General features: G+C 42.6%; 21 protein-coding genes. 10 read left to right on the top strand and 11 right to left on the bottom strand.

What is annotated here, in order from left to right; all coding sequences use genetic code 11:
* Positions 1 to 14: 14 nt before the first annotated feature.
* Positions 15 to 722, top strand: a complete 708-nt coding sequence (gene hda, locus AAC855_RS05665; RefSeq protein WP_193757262.1) for a DnaA inactivator Hda — start codon at positions 15 to 17, stop codon at positions 720 to 722.
* Positions 723 to 786: 64 nt separating this feature from the next.
* On the opposite strand, the gene arsC is transcribed toward hda, so the two are convergent.
* Entirely contained in the window at positions 787 to 1,146 is a 360-nt protein-coding gene (gene arsC / locus AAC855_RS05660) for an arsenate reductase (glutaredoxin) (RefSeq protein WP_340608656.1), read from the bottom strand.
* Positions 1,147 to 1,157: 11 nt separating this feature from the next.
* Positions 1,158 to 2,621, bottom strand: coding sequence for a beta-barrel assembly-enhancing protease (gene bepA / locus AAC855_RS05655; protein ID WP_340608655.1), 1,464 nt, complete (start codon positions 2,619 to 2,621; stop codon positions 1,158 to 1,160).
* 158 nt (positions 2,622 to 2,779) lie between these two features.
* Between bepA and AAC855_RS05650 the strand changes: the two genes are divergently transcribed.
* Positions 2,780 to 3,847, top strand: a complete 1,068-nt coding sequence (locus tag AAC855_RS05650) for an AI-2E family transporter (RefSeq protein ID WP_340608654.1) — start codon at positions 2,780 to 2,782, stop codon at positions 3,845 to 3,847.
* Between the two features lie 64 nt (positions 3,848 to 3,911).
* Positions 3,912 to 4,934, top strand: coding sequence for an AbrB family transcriptional regulator (locus tag AAC855_RS05645; protein ID WP_340608653.1), 1,023 nt, complete (start codon positions 3,912 to 3,914; stop codon positions 4,932 to 4,934).
* Positions 4,935 to 5,022: 88 nt separating this feature from the next.
* Here AAC855_RS05645 and bcp read toward each other — a convergent pair whose 3' ends face one another.
* From bcp to AAC855_RS05630, 3 genes are all read right to left on the bottom strand, one after another.
* On the bottom strand, positions 5,023 to 5,490 hold the full coding sequence (gene bcp, locus AAC855_RS05640) for a thioredoxin-dependent thiol peroxidase (protein ID WP_340608652.1): 468 nt from the start codon (positions 5,488 to 5,490) through the stop codon (positions 5,023 to 5,025).
* A gap of 79 nt (positions 5,491 to 5,569) precedes the next feature.
* Positions 5,570 to 6,286, bottom strand: coding sequence for an aspartate/glutamate racemase family protein (locus AAC855_RS05635; protein WP_340608651.1), 717 nt, complete (start codon positions 6,284 to 6,286; stop codon positions 5,570 to 5,572).
* Positions 6,287 to 6,349: 63 nt separating this feature from the next.
* Positions 6,350 to 6,928: a glycine cleavage system transcriptional repressor gene (locus AAC855_RS05630; protein ID WP_340608650.1), complete on the bottom strand. Its 579-nt coding sequence runs from the start codon at positions 6,926 to 6,928 to the stop codon at positions 6,350 to 6,352.
* Between the two features lie 246 nt (positions 6,929 to 7,174).
* Between AAC855_RS05630 and dapA the strand changes: the two genes are divergently transcribed.
* The 3 genes from dapA (at position 7,175) to purC (ending at position 10,063) form a co-directional block, all read left to right on the top strand.
* Entirely contained in the window at positions 7,175 to 8,074 is a 900-nt protein-coding gene (dapA, locus tag AAC855_RS05625) for a 4-hydroxy-tetrahydrodipicolinate synthase (protein WP_340608649.1), read from the top strand.
* A 16-nt stretch (positions 8,075 to 8,090) separates the two neighbouring features.
* On the top strand, positions 8,091 to 9,137 hold the full coding sequence (bamC, locus tag AAC855_RS05620) for an outer membrane protein assembly factor BamC (RefSeq protein WP_340608648.1): 1,047 nt from the start codon (positions 8,091 to 8,093) through the stop codon (positions 9,135 to 9,137).
* A gap of 212 nt (positions 9,138 to 9,349) precedes the next feature.
* Positions 9,350 to 10,063 (top strand): phosphoribosylaminoimidazolesuccinocarboxamide synthase, encoded by a 714-nt coding sequence (gene purC / locus AAC855_RS05615; RefSeq protein ID WP_340608647.1) that lies wholly within the window; start codon positions 9,350 to 9,352, stop codon positions 10,061 to 10,063.
* 144 nt (positions 10,064 to 10,207) lie between these two features.
* Here the strand turns inward: purC and AAC855_RS05610 are convergent, their stop codons facing one another.
* Positions 10,208 to 10,543, bottom strand: a complete 336-nt coding sequence (locus AAC855_RS05610; protein WP_340608646.1) for a hypothetical protein — start codon at positions 10,541 to 10,543, stop codon at positions 10,208 to 10,210.
* Between the two features lie 249 nt (positions 10,544 to 10,792).
* Here AAC855_RS05610 and AAC855_RS05605 point away from each other — a divergent pair, with 249 nt between their 5' ends.
* Both AAC855_RS05605 and AAC855_RS05600 read left to right on the top strand, forming a co-directional pair.
* On the top strand, positions 10,793 to 11,245 hold the full coding sequence (locus tag AAC855_RS05605; protein ID WP_099110919.1) for a DUF441 domain-containing protein: 453 nt from the start codon (positions 10,793 to 10,795) through the stop codon (positions 11,243 to 11,245).
* Positions 11,242 to 13,455: a tRNA(Met) cytidine acetyltransferase TmcA gene (locus AAC855_RS05600; protein WP_340608645.1), complete on the top strand. Its 2,214-nt coding sequence runs from the start codon at positions 11,242 to 11,244 to the stop codon at positions 13,453 to 13,455. Before AAC855_RS05605 ends, AAC855_RS05600 begins: the two co-directional genes overlap by 4 nt.
* On the opposite strand, the gene AAC855_RS05595 is transcribed toward AAC855_RS05600, so the two are convergent.
* The 5 genes from AAC855_RS05595 to AAC855_RS05575 all read right to left on the bottom strand — a co-directional run bounded on the left by AAC855_RS05595 (position 13,370) and on the right by AAC855_RS05575 (position 17,184).
* Positions 13,370 to 13,594 carry a YpfN family protein gene (locus AAC855_RS05595; RefSeq protein WP_340608644.1) on the bottom strand — a complete coding sequence of 75 codons (225 nt, stop codon included), beginning with the start codon at positions 13,592 to 13,594 and terminating at the stop codon, positions 13,370 to 13,372. The two genes, AAC855_RS05600 and AAC855_RS05595, sit on opposite strands and share 86 nt — an antisense overlap.
* 2 nt (positions 13,595 to 13,596) lie before the next feature.
* On the bottom strand, positions 13,597 to 14,268 hold the full coding sequence (locus AAC855_RS05590) for a M15 family metallopeptidase (RefSeq protein ID WP_340608747.1): 672 nt from the start codon (positions 14,266 to 14,268) through the stop codon (positions 13,597 to 13,599).
* Positions 14,262 to 15,392: a succinyl-diaminopimelate desuccinylase gene (gene dapE / locus AAC855_RS05585; protein ID WP_340608643.1), complete on the bottom strand. Its 1,131-nt coding sequence runs from the start codon at positions 15,390 to 15,392 to the stop codon at positions 14,262 to 14,264. Before dapE ends, AAC855_RS05590 begins: the two co-directional genes overlap by 7 nt.
* 158 nt (positions 15,393 to 15,550) lie before the next feature.
* Entirely contained in the window at positions 15,551 to 15,973 is a 423-nt protein-coding gene (locus tag AAC855_RS05580) for an ArsC family reductase (RefSeq protein ID WP_340608642.1), read from the bottom strand.
* Between the two features lie 575 nt (positions 15,974 to 16,548).
* Entirely contained in the window at positions 16,549 to 17,184 is a 636-nt protein-coding gene (locus tag AAC855_RS05575) for a response regulator (protein WP_340608641.1), read from the bottom strand.
* A gap of 628 nt (positions 17,185 to 17,812) precedes the next feature.
* Here AAC855_RS05575 and maeB point away from each other — a divergent pair.
* Both maeB and AAC855_RS05565 read left to right on the top strand, forming a co-directional pair.
* Positions 17,813 to 20,092, top strand: a complete 2,280-nt coding sequence (maeB, locus tag AAC855_RS05570; protein WP_340608640.1) for an NADP-dependent oxaloacetate-decarboxylating malate dehydrogenase — start codon at positions 17,813 to 17,815, stop codon at positions 20,090 to 20,092.
* A 167-nt stretch (positions 20,093 to 20,259) separates the two neighbouring features.
* Entirely contained in the window at positions 20,260 to 21,162 is a 903-nt protein-coding gene (locus AAC855_RS05565; RefSeq protein WP_340608639.1) for a ChaN family lipoprotein, read from the top strand.
* Positions 21,163 to 21,250: the final 88 nt, after the last annotated feature.

The following is a 21,250-nucleotide window of genomic DNA, read 5'->3' as shown; positions in this document are numbered from 1 at the left end:
CCATTCTGTTTGAGGTGCTTCTGAATACACCGGCGCAGCTTTCATTGCCCTTATATTTGCCAGATGATGAAACATTCGCCAGTTTTTTTGCAGGCGAGAATTCTTCTTTATTAGCCGCAATAAAATTGGCTATTAGTCAGTCACATGGCAGTTATATCTATTTTTGGTCCCGCGATGGCGGGGGCAAGAGTCATTTGCTTCATGCAGCCTGTGCCGAACTATCCCAGCAAGGAGAGGCTGTTGGATACGTGCCACTCGATAAACGTGCATATTTTGTTCCGGAAGTTCTTGATGGTATGGAACATTTATCATTGGTGTGTATTGATAATGTTGAATGTATCGCAGGTGATCCGGTATGGGAAATGGCTATTTTTAATCTTTATAACCGAATTGTAGAGATTGGCAAAACCTGTCTGTTGATCACAGGAGATCGTCCACCCCGGCAAATTAATTTAACATTGCCAGATTTGGCATCCCGGCTTGATTGGGGTCAGATCTATAAATTGCAGCCTTTGTCTGATGATGAAAAAATTCAGGCATTGCAATTGAGAGCTAAGTTACGGGGATTTGAATTACCTGAAGATGTGGGGCGTTTTGTGTTAAAGCGGCTTGACAGAGAAATGCAGACGCTGTTCAGAACGTTGGATGAGCTTGACCGCGCTTCTATTGTGGCGCAACGCAAACTGACGATCCCATTTGTAAAAGATATTCTTGATCTTTAATACGCCAGATCAGAAAAAAAGTGATAGAGGTACACAGTCGGCTTCCCTATCACTTTTTTAATGGTTAATTTTCCAAAATCTCTTTGACCTGCTCTGGTGGCCGCCCTAAACGAGCTTTATCTCCTGCAACAACAATCGGGCGTTCTATGAGTTTAGGATTATCAGCCATTGCCTGCAGTAAGGCTTCTTGTGTGAGTTCACTATTATCAAGCCCTAGTTCTTTATACCGCTCTTCTTTTGTTCGCATTAATTGGCGGGCATCATCGAACCCCAGTTGCTTCAGTAAAACGGCCAGTTGTTCTGCCGTTGGGGGGGTATCGAGATAATGAATAACTTCTGGTGTAATGCCGAGTTCCTGAACTAATTTCAGCGTTTCCCGGCTTTTTGAACAGCGAGGGTTATGATAAAAAATAACATGTTGCATATAAAAGAACCTCATTTCTTATATTGGCTATAACGCTGTTGCAGCTTACGTAACTGGTCGATACGAGCATCGTAACGGGCCTGATCATAGCTGTTCAGTTTGACTAATGCACTGGCCTGGCTGAGATAATTGATTGCCATATCAAATTTACCCTGTAATGCCATTGTCTCGGCGTAAGCTGACAGTTCTTCACTGCGTTTCCCTTGTTTACTTGCTGCTTCAGCCATTAATGACCAACCCGTTAAGCTATCCGGATGGTTGAAGGTGTATTGGAATAGCAGTTGCGATGCTTTCGGGTACTGTTTGGCTTCGATATACACGTTAGCAAGATTGATTTGTAGTACGGGGTTATCTTTATTCTTTTGTAATGCCTGCTGTAATCGGGTAATCGCCTGCTCATATTGTGTTTGTTCAATATCAATATCCGTCATTGCATCAATAAACCAGATATTATTTGGTTGGTTATTCAATAACGGGGTGAGTGTTTTTCTGGCCTCGGCATATTTTTTCTGTTTAGTCAGTAGAAGAGTCCGTCCATAAGAGGCCGCAATGTGTTCTTTTGGTGTGCCGTGGCTGTACTTATTGAGTAGGTCTTCAACATAGGCCGAGCTTAGTGTGGATTCTAGTGTCAGAATCCGCACACGGGCCAGTAGATATTCTTGGGATTCCGGAATTGATTTTTTCGGGTATTGATTGGCTCTGTTGCGGGCGTCAGCTAAGCGGCTATCAGGGAGTGGGTGGGTATATAAAATTTCTGGAATTTCTGAATTGTGTAAAGTTCGCTCACTCAACGTTTGCATAAAATTAGGCATTCCATAAGGATCAAACCCAGCCCGGCTTAATATCCGCATGCCGATACGGTCTGCCTCCTGTTCATTTTCACGGGTGAAGCTGATCATTCCTTGTGAAAAACCAGCCAGCGTACCACTCAGGGCTGCCATTCCCGCTTGAGGATTAGCCATTAGTAGTAGGATAGATCCTAGTGTGCCAGCCCATGCCAGTGGTGCTTTTCGCTGTGTATCTTCCATCATACGGGCCAAATGACGCTGAGTGACATGAGATATTTCATGGGCCATAACTGAGGCCAGTTCACTTTCATTCCGGCTGTAACGGAACAGAGCCGAGTGCAGTACAACGTTGCCGCCGAAAAAGGCATACGCATTAATGTTAGGATTATTGACGATATAAAAGTGAAACGGTGTTTTCACTGCATCAGCATGATTGACGAGCCTCTGACCTAATTTATTAATATATTGTGTTAGGAGCGGATCATAAATTAAGGGGGTTTCAGCACGTATTTCACGGATATAGAAATCACCCATCTCTATCTCCTGATTGGTACTGAGCGTGGATGCAGCAGTGGTACCAATATCTGGTAATGATTCTTCAGTAGGTACAGAGTACGCCGGGCTATTGCCAAATAGTGTCAGACCGATCAGTATCGCTATCAGGGATTTAGTCGATGTTTTTTTCATAGAGCGATTCTCATAAAACGATTTTTATAAAATGCTGTGCCCAGTTAGCTATCAATTTCAGGATACGTGTATGATAGCTAAGGTTAACTTAAAATCGATCAGCCGTAAGCACTTTTAGTAAAATAGTCATTAAGTATTGTTATTAAGGAGTTTGATCTATGTTGGATATGGTCATGCAATGGTATCGCCGCCGTTTTGCTGATCCGCAAATTGCTGCACTATCATTCATTTTGCTGGCTGGCTTTGGCATAATTTATTTTTTCAATGGTATTTTAGCTCCTATTCTTGCTGCAATTGTGTTGGCTTATTTATTGGAATGGCCGACGGTAAAATTAGAAAAACTGGGTTGTAGCCGTACTCTTTCAGTGACAATCGTACTAGCTATTTTTATGGGAATAAGTGCACTGATTATCCTGATTGTAGCCCCAACAGTCTGGCAACAGGGCTTAAATCTGTTTTCCGATTTGCCAAATATGCTTAATCGCTTCAAGGAATACGCCCGGACTTTTCCCTCTCGTTACCCTGTTTTAGTTGATGCCGGTATCATTGATATGTTTGCCGAAAATCTGCGCAATAAGTTTTCTTTAGCGGGAGAATCGGTATTTAAATTTTCTGTCGCTTCTTTGATTGGCCTGATGACGCTTTCTATTTATCTGATTATTGTTCCTTTAATGGTATTTTTCCTGTTGAAGGATAAAAATAAAATGGTAGCGGCATTCCAGCGTATATTACCGCGTAATCACGGTTTAGCCGGGCAATTATGGCATGAAATGAATCAGCAGATTACGAATTATATTCGGGGAAAAGTCGTGGAGATGGTTATTTTAACCATTTGTACTTATGCTGTATTTGCTTTCTTTGAGTTGCATTATTCCCTGTTACTTGCTGTTCTGGTTGGTTTATCTGTTTTAATTCCCTATGTCGGCACGGTAATAGTGACTATTCCTGTCATTGTGGTAGCGCTATTTCAGTGGGGATTAGGCGCAGATTTTTGGTCATTATTTATTGCTTATCTGGTAGTGCAGGGATTAGACGGCAATCTGCTTGTTCCTATTTTATTTTCCGAGGCAGTTAATCTTCATCCGCTTATTATCATTATTTCCGTCATTATTTTTGGTGGATTATGGGGATTCTGGGGCGTTTTCTTTGCGATTCCATTGGCGACTTTGATTAAAGCTGTTATTAATGTCTGGCCGGAAGATAAATCAGAAGCGTTATCGTCGTAATTTGAAATTGTTGCCAGTAATTTTGATAAAAATTCAAATAAACAGACTGAACTAAGGAGTGGCGGTGAAATCACTGTTAAGTGTTATACCTTGCATGCTTTTAGGATGGGTTTTATCACTGCTGGGGTTACCTCTGGCGTATATGTTTGGGGCAATGGCTGCTGTGATTATTGCATCCCGGCTGAGAATATCACTTACAGCACCAAAACATAGCCTGACGGTGGTTCAAATTGTATTGGGAAGTTCTATCGGATTGATGGTCAAAGGATTACCGATGGAAGAAGGACGGGATATCCTGATGTTGCTCCCCGCATTATTAATCTGCCTGATCCTGCAATTTAATGTCGGCTATTTTTGGTTTCACCGGAAAATGGGATGGACGCGGACAGAATCGGTATTAGGCGCTGTTCCCGGTGCTCTGGCCGCAATCTTAGTGCTGACTGAACACTCCAAAACACCACCACAAAAAATTGTTATTTCCCATGCCATTCGTTTGGTTGTTTTGATTATTATTGCCGGGATTATTACCGGATTAAATCCCCCTCCAGTGATTGAAGCGGCACCTTTTGCTTACACACCCGGCATTATTGGCTGGTTGTTCCTGATTGCCGCTGGAGGTTATATTGTCGGCGTTTTGTTGGAGCGTTTACATATTCCGGCACCCTATATGCTGACTTCATTGGTTGTCGCTATTGTTGTTCACTATTTGTCTGATGTCACACTGAAACTGCCTGAATTGCTCAGTTTATTATCAATGGGATTAATGGGCATGAGGATTGGTTCGTATTTTAGTGCGTTTCCGTTTTCAGCATTGATTAGTAATATTTGGTCTTCTATACAGTCTGTGTTTATCGCACTGACCGTCACAGTTTTAGTTTCCGCAATAACGGCACAAGTGATGGATTATCCAATGCACTTGCTGATCCTTTCATGGGCCCCCGGCAGTATGGAAGCAATGTTATTTGCTGCTATGGCGATGAAGGTTAATGTGGGTATTGTTATGGCAAGCCACATTATACGCATGTCGTTACTTCATATAGTTTCTGCAATTGCACTGATTGTGCAAGGAAGGCATAAAAACAGCTAATTTGCTTTATAGGAATCTGTGGCATCCTCCGTCAGTCAGACGGAGGACGGTATGACTTGCTATCAGTGACATTCAATAAATCTTAGGATTAATGCTGTTGCAGATAATCCAGAACAACTTGATGATGATCGCTGGTTTTGAATTTATCAAAAACGTGTTCGACATTACCGGCTGGATCAATCAGGAAGCTGATGCGATGAATGCCATCATAGATTTTTCCCATAAACTGTTTTCTGCCCCAAACACCAAACTGTTCGGCAACTTGATGATTAACATCGGAAAGCAGAGTAAAATTCAGCATTTCTTTCTCAACAAATCGGGATAATTTCTCGGGAGCATCTGTGCTAATGCCTAATACGGCAACATTAATTTTTTCCAGTTCATCCATCGTATCGCGTAAACCACATGCCTGAACAGTACAGCCCGGGGTCATTGCTTTGGGGTAGAAATAAACTAAAACACGCTGACCTTTGAAGTCAGATAAGTTAATGTTTTCACCATCTTGGTCAGGTAGGCTGAATTGGGGGGCCTTATCTCCGGCTTTCAATGGACTCATCACGCATTCTCCGTTTAGTCGTTTTTATCTAACTGGTTTTATACACTAATATTCTTATATGTTCACTACATGTAGATTTTTAATCTTTCGGGTTGTTCTTTAATTCATAAAATGAATGAATAGTAGCTTCCGCCAGACTGGAGGCTGTGTCCACTATCTTCATTGACTGGTTTCTCTTGTTTTTTATAAGGGGGCTGATATCAGTACAGGCAATCAGTAATACATGCACCTTTAATGCCTGCGTATAGGATAGTATTGTATCCCAGATGGTAACGACTTCCTCATGCTCAAACCCTTTCTCTTTAATTAACGTAAGCAGTTTTGTTGTGTAATTACGTAATTCTGTCGAAACAACAGGTTCTTTCCCTACAGACTGAATACGGGCCTGATAAAACCCAGCTTCAATTGTGGGTTCTGTACCAATGATTGCTATTTTTGTGTCATCAGATGTTATTTTTTGGAGTGCACAATCAGCGATATGTAAGACAGGTATACTGATACTGGCCTTTTCTATTTCACTGTAATATATGTGGGCGATATTGCAGGGAATCACAATCAGATTGACTTCTGCTTTAACTAAATCTGCAATACCTTCTTGTAATGCTTGAACCATTTTCGCATCATCAATATCTTGCCCCGGATAAAAAGGAGTCGGTAAAGAGATGATATGCATTTTGGGAAAATCTATATCGTTTTTTGCACCATAAAGAGACTGGGATGCATTAACGAGCATATCGATAAAAGGTGCTGTTGATCTTGGTCCCATTCCAGCAAGTACACCGATTGAATAAGACATTGCTTTATCTCTCTATTTTTATAGATACAGTTAATTAAAAATATCTATTTTACTTTTTTATCATTATTTATTTTTTATCCAGTCAACCGAATCGTCGTCTAACACTTCCTGTACGCTAATACTACCTTGAGCATTTAATTCTGCACAGAGTTGTTGAAAGGTTTGTTTAAATACAACACCTTTATCATCTAATGGGTTATGGCCTGTGATTTGGATTTGCAACCGTGCAGGCATATTTTCAGTGGCGGGGTGAGTTTTTGAAACCAATTCAGCAATATTGAAATTCTGGGTTGTGAACAGGTTAGTAAAACGCTCGACAATACCGGGAGAATCATCCACATCTACCCGCACCGAAATCGTTGAGGGAAATTTTTTTGCGGCGCCACTGCGGGTACGTTTCATTACCACAAGTAATTCGAGTTCAGCGGCTCTTTGTGGCAGGGTAGATTCAATCAGGGTAATCGCATTCCAGCTACCGGACAGCAGCATAATAAAGGTAAATTCTTCGCCAAACATTGCCAGACGGCTGTCCTCAATATTGCCGCCGCATGTATTAACAAGGCGGGTGATGGTGTTGACGATCCCGGGGCGGTCTACACCAAGAGCTGTGAGCACTAAAAAATGTTGTTTTGATTTCGGCAAAGCGATTTTCCTTATCTATGGTCGATGGCTGCGGGTACATGTCGCTACTAAACATAAAAAATGATCAAGAGAAGGTCAATGGCATTTATAAGGATGGAGCACGATTATAATCTCTGTTTAATTGTCTACACTTGATATTAACAAAAATCATCGAAATCATAGTCCCAAAGAGTTTCCTTCCTTATGACAAGAAAGTACCATGATTTTCTTGTTTGTAGTGTAAGACTCATTTTAGAGGAAATGGTAATGGAGAGTGGTCACTTCGATTTTACAGGCAGTATGGTTGCGATAATCACACCGATGGATTCAACTGGCCGGGTTGATAAGAGCAGTTTGAAAAAATTGATTGATTACCATGTTGCCAGTGGTACGGCATCAATTGTTTCTGTCGGAACAACCGGGGAATGTGCCACGCTTAACCATGATGAACATGTCGATGTTGTACTGACAACACTCGAATTAGCTGATGGTCGTATTCCTGTTATTGCCGGAACAGGTGCGAATGCTACTGCGGAAGCAATATCGCTGACCCGATGCTTTGAAAATACAGGTGTTGTTGGTTGCCTGTCTGTGACACCTTATTATAATAAGCCTTCGCAGGAAGGTTTGTATCAGCACTATAAAGCAATCGCTGAGAATACCGACTTACCACAAATTCTGTATAATGTACCATCGCGTACCGGATGTGATTTGCTGCCACCGACTGTTGCACGTTTGGCGAAACTGAAAAATATTGTCGCAATCAAGGAAGCAACGGGGAACTTAAGTCGTGTCAGCCAAATCCAAGAATTGGTGAATGATGAAAGTTTTATTCTGCTAAGTGGGGATGATGCAAGTTTTCTCGACTTTATGTATCTTGGTGGAAAAGGAACAATTTCTGTAACAGCGAATGTAGCGGCAGCAGAAATAGCACAAATTTGTGAGTTGGCTTCTCGTGGTGAATTTGCGAAAGCGCGTAGCCTGAACAGTAGCCTGCAGGAATTGCATCATAAACTATTTGTTGAACCTAGCCCGGCACCAGCTAAATGGGCATGTCATAAACTGGGACTGATTGCCAGCGATACATTGCGTCTGCCAATGGTTCCGCTGACGCAAGAAGGGCAAATTTCAGTTGAGAACGCCTTGAAAATGGCTGAATTACTGTAAAATTTAGGGAATTTTAATGGCAACATTATTGCAAAAATCGAAGGTCATGAAGGTTGCTGGCCTGTCATTGGTCGTTTTGCTGGCAGCCTGTTCCAGCGATCAGAGCTATAAACATCAAGTGAGTGGTGATGAGTCTTATCTTGATACCCCCCCTCTGAAGTTATTGAATATTCCTGCTGGGATGAACTTACCTCTGCAAAATGGTGAATATGATATTCCCTCTGTGGTTCCACAGGGGAATGTCGGAAAATCGGTTGATATACGCCCACCGTTGCAGGCCGTGGCGCTATTGGCGGGTTCCCGTGTTGAAAGTAGCGCACAAAGCAGTAAGCTGTTGCTTGAAAATACCCCTGAGTACAGCAAATTGTGGTCACAAGTAAATAATTTTCTGGCGCAGAAAGGTTATCCGATTAGCCAGAAAGATGACACAGCCCAGACATTAACAACTGACTGGATTTTGTGGCCTCGGGCAGATGAAAATGTTCCTTATAAGGTTCGCTATCATATCTCTGTGGCTCAGCAGGGCTACCAGATTGTTTTAACCGTTGCAGGCGCAGGTCTGGAACAGGGTGATAAAGTTGTCAGTGTTCCATTGGAAATCGAGCGTTATAACACCTTGATGCTGAATGCGCTGACCAGCTATCTGAACGATCTAAAAGAAGCTTCAGTGCAGCATAATACGCAAAATGATGGTGCTTTATCGGTACAAAGTGGTGGTGATAATTCAGGATTGCCACAAATGATTGTCCGTGCACCATACAATGTAATCTGGAACAGGCTACCTTACGCATTGGAAAGCATAGGTATGCAGGTGAATGATCGTACCCGTTCGACTGGTGCGATAGCAGTCACTTATAAAGGCTTGTCTTCTTCCGGTTGGAAAGCGTTAGGCGTGGAAGCACCAACTATCAGTGAAGGCAACTATAAATTACAGGTAGGCGATTTGGATAACCGGAGCAGCCTGCAATTTATCAGCGAAAAAGGGAAACCGCTGACTCAGTCTGAAAATGATCAAATGGTAGCGGTGCTACAAGCAGCATTTAGCAAAGCTACAAATAAATAATATATAAAGGGGCTTCGGCCCCTTTATACACTTTGTCTTTCAAGTTGCCTCTTTGTTGGCTGCGTTTGTTCACCCCGGTCACATAGTTATCTATGCTCCCGGGGGGGCACTTTCTTGCCGCCGCGACGCATCTTGAAATCCATTGTGTATATAGTTAAGTAAATTTTTTGTTTAATAGTCCGTTTAAAGATGTCATATCTCTGGAGTGTAATATGCAGAAAAAAGCTGAGTTGTATCGTGGAAAAGCAAAAACAGTGTATACCACTGATAATCCTGACTTGCTTGTGCTGGAATTCCGTAATGATACATCAGCATTGGATGGTGAACGCATTGAACAGTTTGATCGTAAGGGAATGGTAAACAATAAATTTAACCACTTCATTATGAGTAAGCTGGAAGAAGCGGGTATTCCAACCCAACTGGAACAGTTACTGTCAGATAATGAATCTCTGGTTAAGAAGCTTGATATGGTGCCGGTTGAATGTGTTATCCGTAATCGTGCGGCTGGTTCACTGGTGAAGCGTCTTGGCGTGGAAGAAGGAATGGTACTGAATCCACCTTTGTTTGATCTGTTTTTGAAAGATGATGACAAGCATGATCCGATGGTGAATGAATCTTATTGCGAAACTTTCGGTTGGGTCAGCAAAGAGCATTTAGCTGAGATGAAGCGCCTGAGCTATCAAGCCAATGAAGTTTTGGGTAAGTTATTTGATGATGCCGGTTTAATTTTGGTGGACTTTAAGCTGGAATTCGGCCTGTTTAAAGGGAAAGTTGTGCTAGGTGACGAATTTTCACCAGATGGCAGCCGCCTGTGGGACAAGCAGACAATGGATAAAATGGATAAAGATCGTTTTCGCCAGAGTCTTGGTGGTTTGATTGAAGCGTATGAAGAGGTAGCTCACCGGATTGGTGTTATTTTGGATTAATGACGCAAACGATTACCTTGCTCGGATGATAGATGGTTTTGTATCAAACATGCGGGTATAAAAAATCAAAGGTGCTCTGTACATTAGAACACCTTTGGTTTCATTAAAGGATGATTTCAGGGCGTAGTGCCCGGCTCTGGTAGGTTACAGCCAGTAATTTGTTTTTAGTTTCCAGCCTTTTTGCTGCATACAAAAACGATAGACCTGGCTCCTAGAACTTTCATTAACGTCAATGATGTAACTTTCAGTCATAGGAACACTTTGCATATATGTGCAATCTTTACCACAGGAATTTCTGACGGTTTTGAGGTGAGAAGTTTGGGCTACTTCATTTTTCACCGGGAATTGCTGTAGAGCGCTTGATTGGCACTCCAAATCTGCTTCATGAAAAGGTGTTGGATTGCTCCTTGCTGGTATCCATTGAGTAGTACAACCTGTTAATAACATACTGATTGTGATTAAAAGCGCTGATTTTTTCATATTTCCTGTATGAACGCTTCCTGTTGCCGAGGAAGTGCCTCGTGACCTTTCCGCATTCACCTTATAAAAGCATCAATATCTGTCAGAAAGATAATTTGAAAGATTAACTGCGTCTTAGCAACTATTTTTTATAAAATATAGTGATTCATTGGTTATATTTCCACTGATATTAATATTTCTGCTTACACGCTTCATAATTAAGTTATCATCCTGCTGCATATCAGAATGTATATATGGAACAGAAAAATGATGAGTCACATTGATCCTACTTTACTCATTTTATTAGTGTTGGCAGGGCTTGGCATTATCAGTCATAACATGACGGTAACATTGGCAATGTTGTTTTTGCTCGTTGTCCGAATCACCCCCTTGAATCAATTCTTCCCTTGGGTCGAAAAATATGGTCTAACACTGGGGATTCTAATACTCACTATCGGTGTTATGGCACCTATCGCAAGTGGCAAAATATCTGCGCAGGATATATTCAGCTCATTCCTAAACTGGAAATCATTGCTTGCTATTGCTGTCGGCGTTCTTGTGTCATGGCTGGGAAGCAGGGGAGTATCCCTGATGTCAAATCAACCATCGACAGTAGCCGGATTACTGGTTGGTACGGTGCTCGGTGTGGCTTTATTTAAAGGTGTTCCGGTTGGCCCATTAATTGCGGCAGGCATATTATCCATTGTGATCGGAAAATCATGACAGGAATGGATTTTGAATGGAAAACGTTGCAGCAACAGATGCAACGACAGGGGCAGCGTCGTTTACTGGTGCTCAGCGGAGAAAACCAGTGGAGCGAGCAGGTTGTTGCTTCACTGAAAAACCAGTTACCGGGAGACTGGATAACAGTCGCATCGGGTACTTCCGGCTCAGTTGAGCCAGTAAAAGCAGTGGGCTTACTGGGGCGTGAATTTTTGCACGGGGTCTTTGATGCAACCCGTGGCTTTAATGCCGAAGCGTTAGCAATACTGGCGGGGACTCTGAAAGCAGGAAGTTGGTTGGTGATGCGTGTTCCTGTCTGGTCACAATGGGGTGATTTACCGGATGAAGACAGCGCCCGCTGGAATGAATCCGCTGGTGTGATCCCGACTCCCCATTTTATTCAGCATATTCAACAACAGCTCCACAATGGTTCTGATTGTTTATTATGGCGGCAGGAAAAGCCTTTTCAGGTATCGTTATTGCCTCAGACCCAGTTGTGGAAGATGCCGGATGGGAATCCGACAGCAGGCCAGCAACTCATACTTGAACAATTGCTACAGGTTTCACAAGGGGTCTGGGTAGTTACTGCGCCACGCGGACGAGGCAAATCAGCACTTGCCGGAATGTTGGCTCGTCAGTGGCAGGGAAGCTGCTGGTTATGTGCTCCGGCAAAAATAACGACCGAAGTCATTCGGCGCTATGCTGAATCTTTTAATCATAGTCTTGAAGATGGCTGTCAGGATAGCGATACAGCTTCTGACGCGCAGCAAATCCCATTCTGGTCAGTTGATAATTTACTGAAATTTATCCGAGAAAATGTGCGTCGGACACAGGGAAATACAGACACACAACAGAGCAATGCTGACTGGCTTTTGATTGATGAAGCGGCAGCAATTCCCACACCACAGTTATCTGAGTTGATTCGACATTTTCCACGTGTACTCATGACCACAACGGTACAGGGTTATGAAGGTACTGGGCGGGGTTTTTTATTGAAATTCTGTGCGGCTTTGCCTGACTGTCAGATTAGGGAGCTGAAAACGCCAATGCGCTGGTCTGAAAATGATCCGCTGGAAAAATGGCTGGATAACGCTCTACTATTTGATGACAACAATTTGTTCTCATCGTCATTGCCTGATCCTAATATTGAAAGTAGTTTGTTTTTTCAGCCTATTAATCAGGCTGCGTGGTTACAACAACCCCAGTTATTGCGGCAGTTTTACGGATTACTGGCAAGCGCACATTATCGTACATCTCCTCTCGATTTACGCCGGTTACTGGATGGTAATGGAATGACATTCCTTGCTGCCCTGTCCAGTTCCGAAAATGCTAATCCACAATTGATTGGTGCTCTGTGGATGGTGAATGAAGGCGGGTTATCCCCGGCATTGGCACATGAAATATGGGCTGGTCGTCGTCGCCCGAGAGGTAATCTGGTCGCCCAGTCTTTGGCTGCTCATGCAGGATTTCCTCAGGCAGCAGTGATGCGTTCCCAGAGAGTCAGCCGTATTGCTGTTCAGGCACAATACCGACGTATGGGGATTGGACAACGTCTGGTTGCTCAACAGTGTCAGGCCGCCCGAATCCAAAATCTGGACTTCATTTCCGTGAGTTTTGGTTATACCGCTGAACTCTGGTCACTTTGGCAAAAATGTGGTTTTCAGTTAGTGCGGATGGGAACACACCTTGAAGCGAGTAGTGGTTGCTATGCTGCAATGGCTATTTTGCCTTTGAGTGAACAGGGGGAATGGCTGGCCCGAACAGCACAGCAGCAGTTATCCCGTGATGCAAATTGGCTAAAGTTATTGACTGGGGTTACGCTGCCTGTTGATCATAATGATGATAATCAGCTTAATGAAAGTGACTGGCGGGAGCTGACAGGTTTTGCATTTGCTCATCGGTCCTTGTCGTCTTCTTACTTTGCGTTGCAACGTTTGCTGTTGGCAAGTGATCTGGCTTTACCCGCGTTGAGAAAACATCTTCAACAGAAATTAGAGATTGAGCAATGTGCGCATGAGTTATCACTGAATGGGCGTAAAGCATTGTTGAAATGCTGGCGGGAAGAGACCGCCCATGCTCTGGCAAATATTGATGAAATACTTGCCAGACAATGGAAAGAATGGGCTATTTCTTCTGATCATTCTTTTGATGGTCAGGCTTTTTACCATTCGCCTGAGGCCAGTCGTCCTCATCATCCCATGAAGCATTAAGATCCCGGTGAGGAGGAAGCTCCGGCTTGTTATCCAAAAACTTTTTGGGATTAAGGCGGCTAAGTTCTTTTATCGCGTTAATAATAACCCCAGCGAGTAACAGCAGGACTATCCACCAATAATCTGTTAACCAATGCATGATTATCCTTCTGTTTTAACGTATTTTTTAAAAACATAGGAGAGGTTAGCTGTCAGCCAGTCGATACCGGCAATATCACGATCCTGCCATGCATTTAACAGAGTTTGCTCATTGAATAGACATTCTGCTTCATGAGAAAGAGGCCAATAGCTGATATGCCACGGTTCATAGGCTACACCCAGTGTACAGTCACGGGTAAACGGACGATAAAAGTCGTAGCGGGACATGTTTTCAGTTAACCAATTAAATAATGGTTCAAAATAACCACCCGCTTCATATTCCCATGGCTCCAACAGTAGTTTTTTACCCTTAGGCAGCAGGAAAGGATCATAGATATCCAATTCTGTTCCCCAATGGTGGCGGCTTGCTCCCGGCAGGGCAGACCAGCGGAGAATGGCTTCACAGATTTCTCCTTCGGTCATTTTGCTGGTATCAAGGGGCTGACTATCGGCATCCAATACCGGCCGCTGCCCACGAAACTTCTCATTCCAGATAGTTTGTTGGCGGGTAAAATCACGGAACGAGCTGGCTGGCTGTAACTTAAAGCCTGCATTGGCCGCATCTCGCTGCATTGCAAGGAACGCTTTAGTTGCATCGAATTGTAAATGGTGGCCTCCCGACAGTGTCACTAGGTGTTCTGTCGAGAGGCCTGTCAACATTTCAGGCGTCATAATTTGATTAATTGCTCCATGATACGCTGATAAATAAGGCTTAATTCCTGTAGGTCGGATACGCTGACACATTCATTGGTTTTATGAATGGTTGCGTTGATCGGCCCCAACTCTACAACCTGAGCCCCCGTTCTGGCAATAAATCGTCCGTCAGATGTACCGCCGCTGGTTGATAGTTCCGGCTGGTATCCACAATAATGACTGATAGCTTCAACTGTCGCATCAACCAGTTCCCCTTTGCAGGTCAGGAAGGGCTGACCGGATAACCACCACTCAATATCATGGTTCAGTTTATATTTCTTCAACATGTCTTCAACTCGCTGGCGGATCTCGGTATCCGTCAGTTCGGTACTGAAACGGAAGTTAAACTGAACTTTTAATTTACCCGGTATGACGTTATTGCTTCCTGTACCTGCATTAATATTGACTATTTGCATACTCGTTGCAGGGAAAAACTCATTGCCATTATCCCATTTAGTATTGACGAGTTCTTGTAGGAAGGGGAGTGAATTATGAATTGGATTATCAGCAAATTGAGGATAAGCAACATGCCCCTGAATACCATTGATGGTCACAGTTGCAGTCAGAGAACCCCGGCGACCATTTTTGATCATATCGCCAAGGCGCTTTTGGCTGGAGGGTTCACCCACCAGACAGTAATCCAGCCGTTCTTGGCGGGCCATTAAAGCTTCAACAACCTTAACAGTACCGTTTACCGCGTGGGCTTCTTCATCGGAAGTAATTAAGAAAGCAAGACGGCCCTGATGATTAGGATTTTCTGCAACAAAACGCTCAGCGGCAACAATCATGGCAGCCAGAGAGCCTTTCATATCCGCCGCACCGCGACCATACAACATGCCATCACGAATGATTGGTTCAAATGGCGGGCTTTGCCATTCTGACATATCACCAGCAGGGACAACATCGGTATGGCCTGCCAGAGCAAACGTTGCTCCTGTTCCATGGTAGGCCCAGAAATTCAGGGTATCACCAAAAGGCATCCGTTCAATGGTAAAACCCGCATTTTGCAGGCGTTGGATCATAATCTCCTGACAGCCCTGATCATCGGGGCTGACGGAAGGCCTTTTAATTAATTGCTGGGTTAATTCAATTACTGGACAAGTCATTATATAAGCCCCTATTAAGTTGGAAGATCGTTCTGCCTGTCATCTTTCAGGCTGCGTTTTTTCGCTGTCGCGATGCAGCCTGAAATCTACCGGGTATATTTGTAAGAGAAATTCCCTACCTGTTTCAAGCTGTAGTTTTGTCAGCTTTCTTTCAGAAACTATTGGACAGAATCACGCGAAAAAAACTGTTGGTACTGTTCAGCTTTGAAACCCAGTAAGTAACTGCCTGTTTTTTGTGATGTGGCTTCTTCTTGAGACGCGACTTGAGACACTAATAGTGGTCGTTTAATGATAGCGGGTTGTTCCAGCATCAGAGCTTTGGCTGCTTCGGCATTATTGATGGTTGATTTTTGCTCGTCGGTCAATTTACGCCAGGTTGTTCCACGGGTATTCAGTAAAGATTCCCAACCTAACTGTTCGATAAATAGCTGAAGTAGCTCAGGTGATAAACCGTCAGCGCGATAGTCATGAAATTGATATGGGATCTCTTGATCTTCCAACCAACGACGTGCTTTTTTCACAGTATCGCAATTTTTGATACCGTACAGAGTGAATGTTTTTTGAAAGGTGGTATCTGGCATGATGAGATCCTTAATCCTGATTTAATCCGACATATATACTCGTTGTCTTTCAAGCCGTGCCTCTTTGCTGACGGGGTCAATTCATTTCTGATGAATTTGTTACCTCTTGTCACTGCAACGCAACGCGAAATCCATTGGGTATAGCTGTTACTTTCAAGTTGAAGCCTGTTGGCTGAACTCTGAAAGGCGGAGAGTATAATGCGGGAAATTTGCCATTTTATCCAGATAGCACAAACCTTGCAGGTTGTTTCGGTTAAGTGGGGTTTCATTTTCATCCGTTCACGATGCTCGCAAGTATTGTTCAGAGGCCAGCTAGACACGAATTGGTTTGCTTTATTTAATATCGATAGATAGTTAAAATTTACAAAATACAACTATCTATATATCTGGTGAATAAATTAACTTTTAAAACTTAGTTTCATTGAAAAATAATAATATTATTTATTATAAGTTAAATTATTATAAATTTAGTTGAATTAATTATCATTAACTTTTGGAGAGATTAATTCACAATTTCCCTGTAAATTAAAATCAGGGAAATTGTGTTACTAATTGTAATAATTGAGCGCCGAATATTATATTAAATCTGCTTTTCTATGTTTCAGATAGGTAATGGTGGCTTCGAGGCGGGAACGGGCTTTAAGTTTTTTCAACAGGTTACGCGTATGGACTTTGACTGTTTCTTCTGAGATAAAAAGAAAGTCAGCAATTTCTTTATTCGTCATTCCTTCTGAGATTTCTTTTAAAACATCTAATTCTCGTTTGGTTAATTTGGATAAAGGATCAACATAAAGATGACGATTAGATAAATATTGGTAAACCTTCTCGCTGTATACGGCTTGTCCGTTTACTGCTTTTTTTATGTTAACCAGCAGAGGGCTAAGTTCAATATCTTTTAACAAATAACCATTTGCACCTGCATCAACAGCATCATAAACATCACCTCTGTTATCTGAATCTGAGAGAACCAGAACATAGGAATTAAGCCCTTTCCGGCGTAATGACTTAATCGTATCAATCCCCGAAAGCCCGTGGATCTTCAAATCCATCAAAATGATATCTGGCTTTATCTGACAAGCGATATTAATGGCATCTTCGCCGTTATCTGTCTCCGCAGTCACAATAAGTTCTCTTTCTGATTCAATCAGCCCTTTTAAACCATGACGAATGATAGGGTGATCATCGACTATCATGACTGTATGATTATGCATATTCCTTCTCCCATAATAGAAATGCCGATCTTATGTTTTGATAAAACATAAAAAACAGAATTCTGTTTTATGTTAAATAGCTGTGTGATTTTTATAGAGTATATTGAATCATCAATAATAGAGATTCTAAAAATATATCCTGATATAAAAAATGAAATATCGCAAATAGGTTTATCAATTCACGTGAAATAAATTCCACAGACATAAGAAAATGATTTTCCTTAATTGCTAATAATTTTCTCAATCAAATTTCTATGATTATTTTATAGATTAATTTTTGTTTTTGTAAACTCATTTTAAAGTTGTTTCTTAAATGTCTCTTTTATTAATTCAGTGAGTTATTAATGGATAGAAAACGCAGCTACCTCTACATGAGTATAATTAGAGTATTTCTATATAATATTGGTTAATGTGAAGCCATTCACCGATCATTTTATACTCTTTATTTTTAAGGTTACTTCTTTGTTGATGGCTTTGTTGGCTGCGTTGAATTGTGAAAATAATAGGGGGTATGATCTGAAGTTTCAGTGATCATTGACAAAAATGCGGTTAGCACCATGATTTAACCTTCCGTAACTATTATACTGAGCGGATTTTTACTTAGACATGACTCACAAAGGATCAGACGATGGACGAAAAATTAAAACAAAGTGCCCTTGATTTTCATGAATTTCCACAGCCGGGGAAAATCACGGTTACTCCGACTAAACCATTGACGACACAACGTGACTTAGCTTTGGCATATTCACCGGGTGTTGCCGCGCCTTGCCTTGAAATAGCAGAAGATCCACTGGCGGCATATAAATATACTGCCCGTGGTAATCTGGTGGCAGTTATCTCCAATGGTAGTGCTGTCTTGGGGCTGGGAAATATCGGTGCACTGGCTGGCAAGCCCGTAATGGAAGGAAAAGGTGTTCTATTCAAAAAATTCTCTGGCATTGATGTTTTTGACATCGAAATAGATGAGTCTAATCCGGATAAATTAATTGACATCATTGCAGCATTAGAGCCGACTTTTGGCGGTATCAACCTTGAGGATATCAAAGCTCCTGAGTGCTTCTATATTGAACAGAAACTTCGCGAGCGGATGAAAATTCCTGTATTCCATGATGACCAGCATGGTACAGCCATTATCTGTACTGCTGCGGTACTTAATGGGCTGCGTGTTGTTAATAAAGATATCAGCAAAGTGCGGATGGTCGTATCAGGTGCGGGTGCTGCCTCTATTGCCTGTATGAACCTGCTGGTAGCTCTAGGCCTGAAACGTGAAAATATTGTCGTTTGTGACTCGAAAGGGGTTATCTATCGTGGTCGCGAAGAGAATATGGAAAAAACGAAAGCTGATTACGCAATTGAAGATAATGGCAGCCGTACACTGTCCGATGTTATTCCTGATTCTGATATTTTCCTCGGATGCTCCGGCCCCGGCGTACTGACGCCAGAGATGGTGAAAACAATGGCGAAGGACCCGCTCATTATGGCACTGGCGAACCCAGAGCCGGAAATTTTGCCACCACTGGCAAAAGCTGTGCGTCCTGACGCAATTATTTGTACAGGCCGTTCTGATTTCCCTAATCAGGTCAATAACGTGCTCTGTTTCCCATTCATCTTCCGTGGTGCGCTGGATGTAGGTGCGACGACTATTAATGAAGAGATGAAACTGGCTTGTGTACACGCAATTGCTGATCTGGCACTGGCTGAACAAAGTCAGGAAGTGGCTTCTGCCTATGGCGATCAGGATTTGTTCTTCGGCCCAGAATACATTATACCGAAGCCATTTGATCCACGTCTGATTGTGAAAATTGCACCTGCTGTAGCAAAAGCAGCGATGGATTCAGGCGTGGCAACCCGTCCTATTACTGATTTCGGTGCCTATATCGAAAAACTGAATGAGTTTGTCTACAAAACTAACTTATTCATGAAGCCTATTTTTTCTCAGGCTAAAAAAGAGAAAAAACGTATTGTACTGGCAGAAGGTGAAGATATCCGGGTACTGCACGCAACTCAGGAATTAGTTTCCCTCGGGTTGGCGTATCCTGTCCTGATTGGTCGCCCAAGCGTTATCGAAATGCGCATCAAGAAGCAGGGGCTTCATATTGAAGCAGGTAAAGATTTCGAAGTTGTTAATAACGAAAACGATCCACGTTTCAAAGAATACTGGCAGGAATACTACCAACTGATGAAGCGCCGTGGTGTTTCACAGGATCAGGCCCGTCGGTCGGTTATTGGTAATCCGACTCTGATCGGTGCCATTATGGTTCATCGTGGCGAAGCTGATGGCCTGATTTGTGGTACGGTTGGTAGTTATGGTGAGCATTATCAGATTATCAAAGAAGTCTTTGGTTTCCGTCAGGGTGTGCATACAGCAGGTGCAATGAATGCCTTGTTGCTGCCAATGGGGAATACTTTTATTGCTGACACTTATGTTAACGAAGATCCGACTCCAGAAGAGCTGGCGGAAATTACACTGATGGCAGCAGAAACTGTACGTCGCTTCGGCATTGAACCCAAAGTTGCTCTGTTATCCCGTTCAAGTTTTGGTTCTTCTGACTGTGAATCTGCTAAAAAAATGCGTAAGACGCTGGAGCTGGTACAACAAATGGCACCATCACTGGAAATTGATGGTGAAATGCATGGTGATGCTGCACTGGTGGAAAGTATTCGCCGTGACATTATGCCGGACAGCCCGTTGAAAGGTTCAGCTAACTTGCTGATTATGCCTAATATGGAAGCAGCCCGTATCAGTTATAACTTACTGCGTGTCACCAGTTCAGATGGCGTCACTGTTGGCCCGGTTCTGATGGGGGTTTCAAAGCCTGTGCATGTACTGACACCAATCGCTTCTGTTCGCCGTATTGTTAACATGGTGGCACTGGCTGCGGTCGAAGCGCAGACTAATCCGTTGTAATTGATTGGCGCTGTAATTTACTGGCATCGATATCCCGGTTTCATTCATTAGCCGGGAAAAACAGACAAATACCCCGTCAGGCTCTGATTTGGCGGGGTATTTTTATTTGTAAATAATTATCATTATCTATAATATGCAGGGAATTTTTAACGGGATAATGAATACCAATGAAAACATCTATCTGTATAAAAACAACTTTTTTAGCATGTGCCTTACTGCTTGGCGGTTGTGCGGCAACATCAACAACGACACAAAATACCTCTCAGGTAGTAAAAAAAACGCTTTCCGGTGAATTAACCCAATCAGGTGTGTTGCTTGACATGAGAACAGGCAAAGCCATCACTTCTGATGAACTACTTAATCAATTGGCCACCTATTCCAGAATTATTGTCGGTGAAAAACACGATAATCCTTATCATCATCAAATTGAATTATGGCTAGTTCAGCAGTTGGAGAAAAAACGGCCTCATGGTTCCGTATTGCTGGAAATGATTAATCCGGATCAGCAAGAAAGAGTCAATAAAGTTAAAAGCTGGTTACAGAGTGATCCGATAGTCAGAGATGAGCGCGTTAAACAGCTGTTGGCGTGGCAAGAAGGCTGGCCTTGGGAGCAATATGGCAAACTGGTTGTGGAACTGGTGAAAGCGCCTTATCCCTTGTTAGCGGCTAACCTGAATCGCAGTGAAATCGATCGGGCGTATAAAAACCACAAGGCTGGAGACAAAACTTCCTTAGTTTCTGAGGATGTCAAAAAGCGTATTGATGAAACCATCAAAAATTCCCATGGTGGAAATATTGATGAATTACATCTTTCTGCAATGAGCAAAATTCAGCAGCTTCGTGATCAGAGAATGGCAGAGCAATTGATGCAAGCGCCATCACCTGCAATGTTGTTTGCCGGAGGATACCATGCGGTAAAAGCAATGGGAGTGCCTCAGCATGTGAAAAAAGCAGCATCTGATGAACAGGTTGTTGTGCTGGTTATTGCTGAAAAAGGCGTTGTTTTGAATAAAGAATACGCTGATTTTGTCTGGTATACACCCAAAGTGACTACCAATGTAACTAAGTAGGTGTATCTATCACAAGGATGTGATGCTCATAATAAATAAAAATAGTTTTCATTTATATATCCAATTGATTATCATTCCCTTAATTTAT

The organism is Xenorhabdus bharatensis, from assembly GCF_037996705.1.
In the GTDB taxonomy this organism is placed as follows: domain Bacteria; phylum Pseudomonadota; class Gammaproteobacteria; order Enterobacterales; family Enterobacteriaceae; genus Xenorhabdus; species Xenorhabdus bharatensis.
This window is presented reverse-complemented; position numbering and strand designations above follow the sequence as displayed.

What these genes read in the sequence shown, in the direction of transcription:
- arsC (WP_340608656.1), bottom strand. Translation starts at nt 1,146, where the DNA reads ATGCAACATGTTATTTTTTATCATAACCCTCGCTGTTCAAAAAGCCGG.
- bepA (WP_340608655.1), bottom strand. Translation starts at nt 2,621, where the DNA reads ATGAAAAAAACATCGACTAAATCCCTGATAGCGATACTGATCGGTCTG.
- AAC855_RS05650 (WP_340608654.1), top strand. Translation starts at nt 2,780, where the DNA reads ATGTTGGATATGGTCATGCAATGGTATCGCCGCCGTTTTGCTGATCCG.
- bcp (WP_340608652.1), bottom strand. Translation starts at nt 5,490, where the DNA reads ATGAGTCCATTGAAAGCCGGAGATAAGGCCCCCCAATTCAGCCTACCT.
- AAC855_RS05635 (WP_340608651.1), bottom strand. Translation starts at nt 6,286, where the DNA reads ATGTCTTATTCAATCGGTGTACTTGCTGGAATGGGACCAAGATCAACA.
- dapA (WP_340608649.1), top strand. Translation starts at nt 7,175, where the DNA reads ATGGAGAGTGGTCACTTCGATTTTACAGGCAGTATGGTTGCGATAATC.
- bamC (WP_340608648.1), top strand. Translation starts at nt 8,091, where the DNA reads ATGGCAACATTATTGCAAAAATCGAAGGTCATGAAGGTTGCTGGCCTG.
- purC (WP_340608647.1), top strand. Translation starts at nt 9,350, where the DNA reads ATGCAGAAAAAAGCTGAGTTGTATCGTGGAAAAGCAAAAACAGTGTAT.
- AAC855_RS05610 (WP_340608646.1), bottom strand. Translation starts at nt 10,543, where the DNA reads ATGAAAAAATCAGCGCTTTTAATCACAATCAGTATGTTATTAACAGGT.
- AAC855_RS05605 (WP_099110919.1), top strand. Translation starts at nt 10,793, where the DNA reads ATGAGTCACATTGATCCTACTTTACTCATTTTATTAGTGTTGGCAGGG.
- AAC855_RS05600 (WP_340608645.1), top strand. Translation starts at nt 11,242, where the DNA reads ATGACAGGAATGGATTTTGAATGGAAAACGTTGCAGCAACAGATGCAA.
- AAC855_RS05595 (WP_340608644.1), bottom strand. Translation starts at nt 13,594, where the DNA reads ATGCATTGGTTAACAGATTATTGGTGGATAGTCCTGCTGTTACTCGCT.
- dapE (WP_340608643.1), bottom strand. Translation starts at nt 15,392, where the DNA reads ATGACTTGTCCAGTAATTGAATTAACCCAGCAATTAATTAAAAGGCCT.
- AAC855_RS05580 (WP_340608642.1), bottom strand. Translation starts at nt 15,973, where the DNA reads ATGCCAGATACCACCTTTCAAAAAACATTCACTCTGTACGGTATCAAA.
- AAC855_RS05575 (WP_340608641.1), bottom strand. Translation starts at nt 17,184, where the DNA reads ATGCATAATCATACAGTCATGATAGTCGATGATCACCCTATCATTCGT.
- maeB (WP_340608640.1), top strand. Translation starts at nt 17,813, where the DNA reads ATGGACGAAAAATTAAAACAAAGTGCCCTTGATTTTCATGAATTTCCA.
- AAC855_RS05565 (WP_340608639.1), top strand. Translation starts at nt 20,260, where the DNA reads ATGAAAACATCTATCTGTATAAAAACAACTTTTTTAGCATGTGCCTTA.